Origin of the sequence: Frankia canadensis, assembly GCF_900197875.1 — a bacterium.
GTDB classification, from domain to species: domain Bacteria; phylum Actinomycetota; class Actinomycetes; order Frankiales; family Frankiaceae; genus Frankia; species Frankia canadensis.
On record NZ_FZMO01000134.1, the window covers coordinates 1 to 10,660 of the forward strand.

Sequence of the window (10,660 nt, forward strand, 5' to 3'; positions counted from 1 at the left end):
CGCGGACGATCTGGCGGCGCAGGTGGGCGGCGACGAGCTCCGCCGTCTTCGGCACCCGGACCCGTTGGCCGATCCGCGGCAGGGGCACGCCTGCCAGCGCCGGAGACGGAGCCGGCTCCGCGGGCGCCTCGCTCCCCGGTCCTGAGCTGGCGGGCCGGGGCGGGCGCGTGGACGTCCCGCCGCCGCGGCGGGAGGCTCGGGCCCGCCCGGCGGGCACGGTGTGCTCCGCCGGCTCGGACCCGGGCGGGGGCGATGCGGTGGCCCGTGCGGCTACGGCACGGTCGGCGCCGGTGCGGGGCGGAGGGATCACGCTCACGTGGCTGCACCTTTCCGGGGCGGGGATTCGGTCTCCGGGGTGGGGCTGTGATCGGTGTAGTGGAGGGGCGCCACGTCGACGCCGGCCGGCGGCCGTCCCGCCAGGGGCCGCCCGCCGCGGGCCGTCGGCGCCGGTGGGGGCCTGCCCTGCTCCGGTCCCGCTCGCCGAGCCCCGGCCCAGGCACGGGCGGCGGGAGCCGTACGAGTAGATAAACCGACTAGCTGAACCATACATGCACACCAATGCGTGAAAGGCCTTTCGTGGAAATGGCCTGTGGTCTTCCGGTCCGGGGTGGCGGAGATGTATGACCGATGTCCGGAACTCCTTGTTGTGTCAAGTTGACGGGCCGGTTCCGCGGGGCACTTAGGTGTGGTCTGAGAGTAGTCCCGCAAATGCGGAGGTCGGCGCGGAGCCCGGTTTCTCCGCGGCCGGGGCGCGCGGGTCGACCGCCGTCGCGGCGAACGGATTGCCCGGCCGCGTGACATTTGTGGTGCCTGATCCCGTATTCGAGACTCCGTCCCGATTGAGGGACTGGAACCCACCTGGGTCCGGCGTGGCTCCGGCGACATGGGTGGGTCGTCCACCGGGGCCCTTGGTCCGCCTGTCGACCGGCCGAGACCACATCGTCGCACCTCACCGGGGGTCACAGTCGTCGGGCTGGCCCGCCCGGGCTACCGCGTCCTCGGGTGGGCGCACTGTCGCGCCCGCCTGGTCATCTCGGCGATATGAGGCATGTGACCACTAGATCCATATAGGCTTATTTGCGATTTATGGCGGGGTAGTGGACATACTCGTTGCATTGCGTATAGTTTTTGGTTTTCGACCTGTCTCGTGCTACATGTTGGGGGCTCCGGCCGATTCAAGGGGGACATGTGATCAATGCGCAGGCCGTTCATCAGCATGCAAGCCAGGACCTGCTGTTCGTGGTCGTATCGGCAGGCCTGGCCCTCGTGGGCTCGTTTGCCGCCCTGGTCAGCGCGATCCGGATCTCCCTGTCAGCGGGTCGTTCCCGGGCCCGCTGGACGCTGGCCGCTGCCGTCTCCCTCGGCGGCGGAGCGATCTGGTCGATGCATTTCATTGGAATGATCGGTTACCGGGTGGACGGGCTCGACCTCCGCTACGACCTGCCGATGACCGGGCTGTCCCTGGTCATCGCGATCGCGGCGTCGGCGCTGGGGCTCGGCCTCGTCGCGCGCCGCCCGCGCAGCATCGGCTGGCTCGGCATCAGCGGGGTCGTCGCCGGTCTCGGCATCGCCGTGATGCACTACACCGGCATGGCGGCCATGCATGTCGGCGGGACCGTGACCTACCGGACCGACATCGTCGCGCTGTCGGTGGCCATCGCGGTCGCCGCGGCCCTCGCCGCCCTGTGGATCGCGTTCCGGGTCCGCACCAGCCGGCACGTCGTGATCGCCTCGATGGTGATGGCCGCCGCGGTCTGCGGCATGCACTACACGGCCATGGCGGCCACCCAGGTCCAGGCCGGCTCCGGGGACGAGCAGGTCAGCGGCACGGACCCGATCTCGCTCGCCCCGATCGTCTGCGTGATCGCGTTCACCCTGTTGGCGCTGGTCATCTTCTCCGCGCTGGGCGGGGTCACCGAGGTGGGCGCCCTGTCGCTGGCCGGCGATGGGCGCAGCCGCCACCGCCGGGCCGGGCCGGTGGACCAGCCCTCCCCGCAGGCCCGACCGGGGTTCGACGCCTTGCGCACCGGCGAGCAGTGGCCGGGCCGGTACGCCGAGGACGGCCTCTACACCGTCTCCGGCCGCCAGTCCGACGGCCGCCAGTCCGACGGCCGCCACGCCGCCGACGGCCGCCACGCCGCCGAGGGCCGGTCGGGCGGTGAGGGTCCGCAGGGGTCGAGCTACTCGGGCTGGAGGCACGCCAGCGCGCCGAAGGATCCCACCAGCGCCGGGTGAACGGCCGGTACCCGCCGAGCCGTACGGTGGAATGGTGAGCCTGTTCGACGCACTCGACCCGGCCGGCGCCACAAGCGCGGTCGACGCCGGGGGCCCGGTCGACCGGGGCCCCGCGGCGCCGCTCGCCGCCCGGCTGCGCCCGGCGAGCCTGGACGAGGTCGTCGGCCAGCGGCACCTGCTCGGCGCCGGCAGCCCGCTGCGGCGGCTGGTCGAGGGCGGGGGGAGGACGTCGGTCATCCTGTGGGGCCCGCCGGGCACCGGGAAGACCACGCTCGCCCACATCGTGTCGCGGGCGACGGGCCAGCGGTTCCGGGAGCTGTCCGCTGTCACCGCGGGTGTCAAGGACGTACGGGCCGTCATCGACGAGGCACGCGCCACCCGGTCCGTGTCCGGTGCGCGCACGGTGCTGTTCATCGACGAGGTGCACCGCTTCACCCGCACCCAGCAGGACGCCCTGCTCCCCGCCGTCGAGCACGGCTGGGTCACCCTGGTCGCCGCGACCACCGAGAACCCCTTCTTCTCGGTGGTGAGCCCGCTGCTGTCCCGGTCGCTGCTGCTCACCCTCGAGCCGCTGACCGACGACGACATCCGCGGCGTGCTGGAACGCGCCCTGCGCGATCCACGGGGCTATGGCGGCCGGGTGGAACTGTCCGCCGCGGCCCGGGAGCACGTCGTGCGTCTCGCCGGCGGGGACGCCCGCCGCGCCCTGACCGTCCTCGAGGCCGGCGCCGAGGCCATCCTCGCAGACCTCCCTCCCGCAGACCTGCCGCCCGCCGAGGGTGACGTCGGTGAGCCCGTCGCGCGGCTTGAGGTGGAGCCGCTGGAACGGGCCGTGAACCGGGCGGCGGTGCGCTACGACCGGTCTGGCGACCAGCACTACGACGTGACCAGCGCGTTCATCAAGTCGATGCGCGGCGGCGACGCCGACGCGGCGCTGCACTACCTGGCCCGGATGCTCGAGGCCGGCGAGGACCCCCGGTTCGTCGCCCGCCGGATGATCATCCTGGCGAGTGAGGACATCGGCATGGCCGATCCCGGCGCGCTGTCCGTGGCGGTCGCCGCCGCCCAGGCGCTCGACCTCGTCGGCCTGCCCGAGGCGCGGCTCGCGCTCGCCCAGGCGGCCATCCACCTGGCCCTGGCGCCGAAGTCGAACGCGGTGATCCGGGCCCTCGACGCGGCCACCGCCGACGTGCGCGCCGGGCGCGCGGGGCCGGTCCCGCCGCACCTGCGCGACGCCCACTACCCGGGGGCGGCCCGCGCCGGCAGCGGTGCCGGCTACCGCTACCCGCACGACGACCCCGCCGGCGTCGTGCGCCAGCAGTACCCGCCGGACGGCCTCACCCGCGCGGACTACTACCAGCCCGGCGAGCACGGCTTCGAGCGCCGTGCCGGGCAGCGGCTGCGCGACCTGCGCGCCGCCGTCCGCGGCACGCCCGAAACCTGACGCCCGGCGGCCCACAGGGGCCGCAGCGGGGTCGCCGCCCGCGCAACCGTCGTTGTGTCACCCGAGAGAAGCCCAGGTCGGCGGTCCGGGGGCGGGGGGTGAGGACGGGGGCTACCCATAGTGGCGGCGGATGCCTCGGTAAGGTCACACGGGACGTCGCGGCGGTCGCGCGATGGTCGCGGCGTGGCACGGCATGCCGGATTCGGGTGGGGTGGGACCGGCCCAATCGACGATGGAGGCAGGAGCACATATGTCCGGTGGTGCGGTCGCGGGCCTGATCGCGTCGGGCGCGTTCGCGGTGCTCGCTCTCTTCGGCTGCTTCGTCCTGCTCAAGCTCGGCAAGATCTTCGACGAGGCGGCGGCGCGGGTGCGCCAGACGGGCATCGCCATCGACGAGGGAACCGCCCGGGTGCGGCAGGCCGGAGCGACGGTCGACGAGGTCAACGTGGCGCTCGCCCATGTGAACAAGGAGCTGGACCGGATCGACGCGATCACGGCCAACGTCCAGACGGTCACGACGAACGTCTCGTCGCTCACCTCGCTGTTCGCGGCGACGGTCGGCGGGCCGATGGTCCGGGTCGCCGCGTTCAGCTACGGCGTGCGCAAGGCGGCCGCCAAGCGCACCCGCTCGGAGGTCGAGTCCCGGGTGAAGACGCAGATGAAGGCGGAACGGACGACCGACGCGCGTCAGGGGGGCCGCTAGATGTCGCGGATCTTCTACCTGGCCTTCGGCGCGGCCGGGGGTGTCGTGGTGGTGCGCCAGGCGGCGAAGGCGGCCGCCGCGCTGACTCCGACGAGCCTGGCCGGATCTTTCGTACAGTCGGTGCAGGAGTTCTTCGCGGACGTCCGCGAAGCGGCGGCGGAGCGGGAGGAGGAGATCCGTGGTGCCCTCGGCCTTGACCGTGACCCGGACGACCCCGCCCCGCCAGCTCCGGCCGGCCTTCCCGAGGACGTCGACGACCTCGAGCGGACGATGCGGCTGGTTCCCGGTGCCCGCCGACCCTGAACGTCCCGTAGTTTCCCACGAGTCTGGTTCCCCACGAGTCTGGACAGTGTGACCCTGATGGACAGTGTGACCTGATGGACACGGCCGAGATCCGCCGCCGCTTTCTGAACCATTTCGCCCAGCGCGGGCACACCGTCGTCCCGAGCGCGTCGCTCGTCGCCCAGGACCCGACGCTGCTGCTGGTGAACGCCGGGATGGTGCCGTTCAAGCCGTACTTCCTCGGCGATCTGGCCCCGCCGTGGCCGCGGGCGACGAGCGTGCAGAAGGTCGTGCGCACGGTCGACATCGAGAACGTCGGCCGCACCGCGCGGCACGCGTCGTTCTTCCAGATGTGCGGGAACTTCTCCTTCGGCGACTACTTCAAGGCCGAGGCGATCCCGTTCGCCTTCGAGCTGCTCGTCGACGGGTACGGATTCAAGCCGGACGATCTGTGGGCCACCGTCTACCTCGACGACGACGAGGCCGAGCGGATCTGGCTCGACCTTCTTCCCGCCGAGCGCATCCAGCGCCGCGACAAGGAGGACAACTACTGGTCGATGGGCGTGCCCGGCCCGTGCGGACCGTGCAGCGAGATCTACTTCGACCGTGGCGCCGCGTATGGCCGCGAGGGCGGCCCGATCGCCGACGAGGACCGTTACCTCGAGGTCTGGAACCTCGTGTTCATGCAGTTCGAGCGCGGTGAGGGCGCCGGGTACGACTACCCGATCCTGCGCGAGCTGCCCGCCCGCAACATCGACACGGGCATGGGCCTGGAGCGGATGGCGACGGTCCTGCAGGGCGTCGACAACGTCTACGAGATCGACATCTCCCGGCCCGTGCTCGACGCCGCCGGCCGGCTCACCGGCCGCCGCTACGGCGCGGACCCGGCCGCCGACGTGCGGCTGCGGGTCATCGCCGACCACTCCCGCACCGCCGCGATGCTCATCGCCGACGGGGTCGTCCCGTCCAACGAGGGCCGCGGCTACGTGCTGCGCCGGCTGCTGCGCCGGGCCGTACGCGACGCCCGGCTGCTCGGCGCCCGCGAGCCGGTGATGGGCGAGCTGTTCGGCGTGATCGGCGAGGCGATGGGCCCGATCTACCCCGAGCTCGTCGACAACGCCGACACGATCACCGGGGTGGCCGTCGCCGAGGAGACGTCGTTCGCGGACACCCTGCGCACCGGCACGACGATCTTCGACACGGCGGTGCGACAGGTCCGCGCGACGGGCGCGTCCACGCTCGGCGGCGACGAGGCGTTCAAGCTGCACGACACCTACGGCTTCCCGATCGACCTGACGCTGGAGATGGCCGCCGAGGCCGGGCTCACCGTCGACGAGGCGGGCTTTCGCCGGCTGATGGAGCGCCAGCGCCAGACCGCCAAGGCCGACCGGGCCGCCCGGCGCATCGGCAACCTCGACCTGTCCGCGTTCCGGCCGATCCTGGCCAGCTCCGGGCCGACCCAGTTCACCGGCTACGAGGAGCTGTCCCGCGAGTCCGGCGTCGTCGGCCTTGTTGACTTTGCCGGGATTGCCGGGATCGGCGACGGCGCGGGCCGCGAGGTCGTCGGCGAGGGCGAGGAGATCGGCGTCGTGCTCGACGCCACCCCGTTCTATGCCGAGAGCGGCGGCCAGGAGCCCGACTTCGGCGTGCTGCGTTTCGACGGTGGCGAGGTCGAGGTCCTCGACGTGCAGCGCCCTGTGCCGGACCTGGTGCTGCACCGGGTCAAGGTGCGTTCCGGCGAGCTGCGGGTCGGCGACCGGGTGCACGCCGAGGTCGACGAGGGCCGCCGGCGCGCGGTGTCCCGCTCGCACACCGCCACCCACCTCGTGCACGCGGCCTTCCGTCGGGCGCTGGGTGAGGGGGCTACCCAGGCCGGTTCGCTGAACTCGCCCGGCCGGCTGCGCTTCGACTTCCACGCCCTCGGCGCGGTGCCGCCGTCCGTCCTCGCCGACGTCGAGGACGAGATCAACGAGGTCGCGTTGCGTGACCTGCCCGTGCGCTGGTTCGTGACGACGCAGGAGGAGGCCCGCCGGCTCGGCGCGATGGCGCTGTTCGGCGAGAAGTACGGCGACGCCGTGCGCGTCGTCGACGTCGGCGACTACGCCCGCGAGCTGTGCGGCGGCACCCACGTCTCCAGCTCCGCCCAGCTCGGCGCGGTCAAGCTGCTCTCCGAGGCGTCCATCTCGGCCGGCACCCGCCGCGTCGAGGGGCTCGTCGGCATCGACGCGTTCCGTTACCTGGCCCGCGAGCACCTGCTGGTCTCGCAGCTGTCCACCGCGCTCAAGGCCCGCCCGGACGAGCTCGCCGACCGGGTGAGCGACATCGTCACCCGGCTGCGCGACGCCGAGCGGGAGCTCGACCGGCTGCGGGCGTCGGCCGTGCTCGCCGGCGCCGGGGCGCTCGCCGAGGGCGCCGAGGACGTCGGCGGCGTCGCCGTCGTCACCGCCGAGGTCCCCGCCGGCACCGCGCCGGACGACGTGCGCCTGCTGGCGATGGACGTGCGGGGGCGGCTCGCCGGGCGCCCCGCGGTCGTCGCGGTGATCCGCGCGGACGGGTCGTCGATCGTCGTCGTCACCGACGAGGCGGCGCGGGCCCGCGGGCTGCGCGCCGGTGAGCTGGTGCGCAACTCGTGGGGGGCGCTCGGCGGCAAGGGCGGCGGCAAGCCCGACATCGCCCAGGGCGGCGGCGGCAGCGCCGAGATCGTCCCCGCCGCCTTCGTGAAGCTGCGGAGCCTGATCGCCGATCTGACCGGTCGCTGAGGTGCCGTCGGTCGCTGAGGTGCCGTCGGCCGCTGCCGTGGCCAGCCCGTGCGCCGTACGGTGAGGCGGTGAGCGACCCGGGGATTCGTCGCGGGGTGCGTGTGGGGGTGGATGTCGGTTCCGTGCGGGTCGGCATCGCCGCCAGCGACCCGGACGGCATTCTTGCGGTCCCCGTCACGACCCTAGACAGGGACAAGCGAAACAATACGGACATCGACCTCCTTGTCGGGATCGTGCGGGACAGGCAGGCTGTAGAGGTCGTGGTTGGCCTGCCCAGGCAGCTGTCCGGGCAGGAGGGCCGGGCGGTCCGGCTGGTTCGGGAGTACGTCGAGGTGCTCACCGAGCGGATCGCCCCCATCCCCGTCCGGTTCGTGGACGAGCGGCTTACCACGGTTGCGGCCCATCGCAGAATGGCCGAGCGTGGCGTTCGTTCGCGCGCCCGCCGCACCCTCGTGGATCAGGAGGCAGCCGTGCAGATCCTCCAGCACGACCTCGACACGCGTCGTGGGAGTGAGTTCCGCCGCGGGAACGGCGGCGCGCCCGCTGCCGCCGACCCGCGGGACGCGAGGTGACCGGCGGCAACCTCGACGAGATGCTCGACGAGGATCCCTACGGCCGTCGCCGCCGCTCCGGCACCGCCGGCCGGTCGGGCCGCGCCGGCCGTCGCCCGGAGCGCGATCCCGAGGGCGCCTACCCTGACCCGGCCTACCCTGACGCGGGCTTTCCTGACGCGGGCTATGCCGATGGTCGCTACGCGGACGCCGATGGTCGCTACGCGGACGCCGACGGTCGCTACGCCGACGCGGATTTCGACGACTACGCCGCCGACCCCGGCTACCGGGACGCCGATTACGACGATCCCGACTATCCGGACGTCGACCGCCGTGGATCTGACCGCCGTGGGCCCGGCCGCCGTGAGGCCGGCCGGCGGGGCACGGACTACCGCGACACGGGCTACGCGGAGGACGACTATCCGGATTTGGCCCATCCGGACTCGGCCTACGACGACGATCCGGCCGACGACGATCCGGCCGACGGTGAGTGGCGTGGCAGCTGGAACGACGACGGCGAGGAGGTGGACGCCCCGCGCCGTGGTGGCCGGGCGCTGCCGAAGCTGGTCGCCGTCCTCGTCGTCGTGGCCGCGTTGCTCGGGCTTGGCATCTACGGCGTCGGCAAGGTCGTCGGCCGCGTCTCCGGCGGTTCCTCCGCCGCGGACTACATCGGCTCGGGCGACGGCATTGCTGTGGTCCAGGTCCCGGACGGCGCCAGCGCCCGCGAGATCGCGCAGGAACTGCACGAGGCGAACGTGACCGCCTCCGTCTCCTCGTTCGTCAAGGCGGCGGCCGCGAACCCGAAGTCGCTGGGCATCCAGCCGGGCACCTATCGGCTGCGCAACCGGATGAGCGCCGACGCCGCCCTCGCCGCTCTGCTCGACCCGGCGTCCTCCGCGCCGTTCCGGTTCGTCATCAAGGAGGGCATGTCCGTCCAGCAGGTACTCGCCGGCCTGCACGACCGGCTGGGCACGCCGATGGAGGAACTGGAGGCGATCGCCCGCAACCCGGCCCAGCTCGGCGTACCGTCATACGCCCCCACGCTTGAGGGTTACTTCTTCCCCTCCACCTACGACCTGGTGCCCGGAGCCACCCCGGTCCAGCTGATGACCAGCTTCGTCACCCGGTTCAAGCAGGAGACGGCCTCCCTCGACCTCGAGCACCGGGCCGCGGCGCAGGGGATGACCCCCGCCAAGATCGTGACCATCGCCTCGATCATCGAGAAGGAGGTCGCGAACGCGGACGAGGGTCCCAAGGTCGCCCGGGTGATCTACAACCGGCTCAACGACACCACCGGTGGCTTCCGCCGCCTCGACATGGACTCGACCACCCGCTACGCGCAGAGCGAGTACACCGGCCCGCTGTCCAGGGCCCAGCTGGAGAACACCTCGAACCCGTACAACACCAGAGCGGTCGCCGGCCTGCCGCCGGGCGCGATCTCCAACCCCGGACTGTGGGCGCTGAAGTCCGCTCTGGAACCGGCCGCCGGGACATGGTTGTATTTCGTGTCCATGCCGCGAACAAAGGTCACCCAGTTCGCGACGACCACAGACGAGTGGGACACCCTGCGTGCGCAGTACCACGCCGAGGGAGGCAAGGAGTAGCACCGCGCCCGGTCCGGGGCCGGTGGGTCGAGAAAGGCGGGAGGCGTTGTGACACGGGATGTCCAGGCAACGCGGGATGTCCAGTCGGAGGTCACGACAGTGACCGACGTGGCCGATGCCCGGGCCGCCGTGCTCGGCGCGCCGGTGGCCCACTCGCTGTCGCCGGTGCTGCACGCCGCCGCCTACGCGGAGCTCGGCGTCGCCGTCCAGTACACAGCCATCCACTGCGACGCGGCCGATCTGCCCGGGATGCTCGGCCGGTTGCGCACCGAGCCCGGCTGGGTGGGCGTGTCGCTGACGATGCCGCTCAAGACCGTCGTGCTCGACCTGATCGACGAGGTGGATCCGACCGCGGCGGCGATCGGCGCCGTCAACACGGTCGTCGTCGGTGACGGCGGTCGTCTCGCCGGCTACAACACTGACATCGTCGGCGTCGGCGTGGCGCTGCGGCGTGTGATGCGCGCGGCGCGCCCCCGCCAGCCGCTGGTACTCGGCGCCGGCGGCACCGCCCGCGCGGCGATCGCCGCCGTGGCCGCCGCCGGATGCCCGCACGTCGCCGTCGTGGCCCGCCGGCCCGAGGCGGTCGCAGAGCTCGCCGACATGGGCCGTCGACTGGGCGTCGAGGCGACGGCACTGCCCTGGGACCTGCTCGCGACCGGCCTGCCCACCGGCCCCGACCTGGTCATCGCCACCACCCCCGCGGGCGCCACCGATGCCCTCGCGGCCCGGGCCTGGCCAGCGTCCTGCCAGCTCGTCGAACTGCTCTACCACCCCTGGCCAACAGCGCTCGCCGCAGCCGCTTACCGGGCCGGCGCGCGCGTCGCGGGCGGCCTGGAGATCCTCGCCGCCCAGGCCGTCGGACAGGTCGAGCACTTCACCGGCCAGACCGTCCCCGCCGGCGTCCTGCTGGCCGCCGGCCAGGCCGCCCTCGAGGCCCGCACCCCCCACCTCGCCGCCACCACGCCCGCCTGATCCGCGGCGCCTTTCTCCACGCATCCATCGGCCCCCAGGCGATCCTCACCTAGCTTCCTTCTTCGCCTTCTTCGTCGAGGTTGCGGATGAGTGCGTCGAGGTCGTGGGTG

8 protein-coding genes and 1 pseudogene are annotated in these 10,660 nt (G+C 72.8%); 8 read left to right on the forward strand and 1 reads right to left on the reverse strand.

What is annotated here, in order from left to right; translation table 11 throughout:
• Positions 1 to 316, reverse strand: a pseudogene (locus C1A33_RS34145) (FadR/GntR family transcriptional regulator); the annotation flags it as partial.
• Positions 317 to 1,188: 872 nt separating this feature from the next.
• Between C1A33_RS34145 and C1A33_RS13140 the strand changes: the two are divergent.
• From C1A33_RS13140 to C1A33_RS13175, 8 genes are all read left to right on the forward strand, one after another.
• Positions 1,189 to 2,235 carry an MHYT domain-containing protein gene (locus tag C1A33_RS13140; protein WP_243407493.1) on the forward strand — a complete coding sequence of 349 codons (1,047 nt, stop codon included), beginning with the start codon at positions 1,189 to 1,191 and terminating at the stop codon, positions 2,233 to 2,235.
• Positions 2,236 to 2,266: 31 nt separating this feature from the next.
• Entirely contained in the window at positions 2,267 to 3,679 is a 1,413-nt protein-coding gene (locus C1A33_RS13145) for a replication-associated recombination protein A (RefSeq protein ID WP_101831803.1), read from the forward strand.
• Positions 3,680 to 3,929: 250 nt separating this feature from the next.
• Entirely contained in the window at positions 3,930 to 4,382 is a 453-nt protein-coding gene (locus C1A33_RS13150; RefSeq protein WP_101831804.1) for a DUF948 domain-containing protein, read from the forward strand.
• On the forward strand, positions 4,383 to 4,685 hold the full coding sequence (locus C1A33_RS13155) for a hypothetical protein (protein ID WP_101831805.1): 303 nt from the start codon (positions 4,383 to 4,385) through the stop codon (positions 4,683 to 4,685).
• 74 nt (positions 4,686 to 4,759) lie between these two features.
• Positions 4,760 to 7,423 (forward strand): alanine--tRNA ligase, encoded by a 2,664-nt coding sequence (gene alaS, locus C1A33_RS13160; protein WP_101831806.1) that lies wholly within the window; start codon positions 4,760 to 4,762, stop codon positions 7,421 to 7,423.
• 32 nt (positions 7,424 to 7,455) lie between these two features.
• The gene (gene ruvX, locus C1A33_RS13165; protein ID WP_207770295.1) at positions 7,456 to 7,995 is read left to right on the forward strand and encodes a Holliday junction resolvase RuvX; all 540 of its coding nucleotides are present in this window, start codon (positions 7,456 to 7,458) and stop codon (positions 7,993 to 7,995) included.
• Positions 7,992 to 9,578, forward strand: coding sequence for an endolytic transglycosylase MltG (gene mltG, locus C1A33_RS13170; protein ID WP_243407495.1), 1,587 nt, complete (start codon positions 7,992 to 7,994; stop codon positions 9,576 to 9,578). The genes ruvX and mltG overlap by 4 nt, the downstream gene beginning before the upstream one ends.
• A 99-nt stretch (positions 9,579 to 9,677) precedes the next feature.
• Positions 9,678 to 10,550, forward strand: a complete 873-nt coding sequence (locus C1A33_RS13175; protein ID WP_243407496.1) for a shikimate dehydrogenase — start codon at positions 9,678 to 9,680, stop codon at positions 10,548 to 10,550.
• Positions 10,551 to 10,660 lie beyond the last annotated feature (110 nt).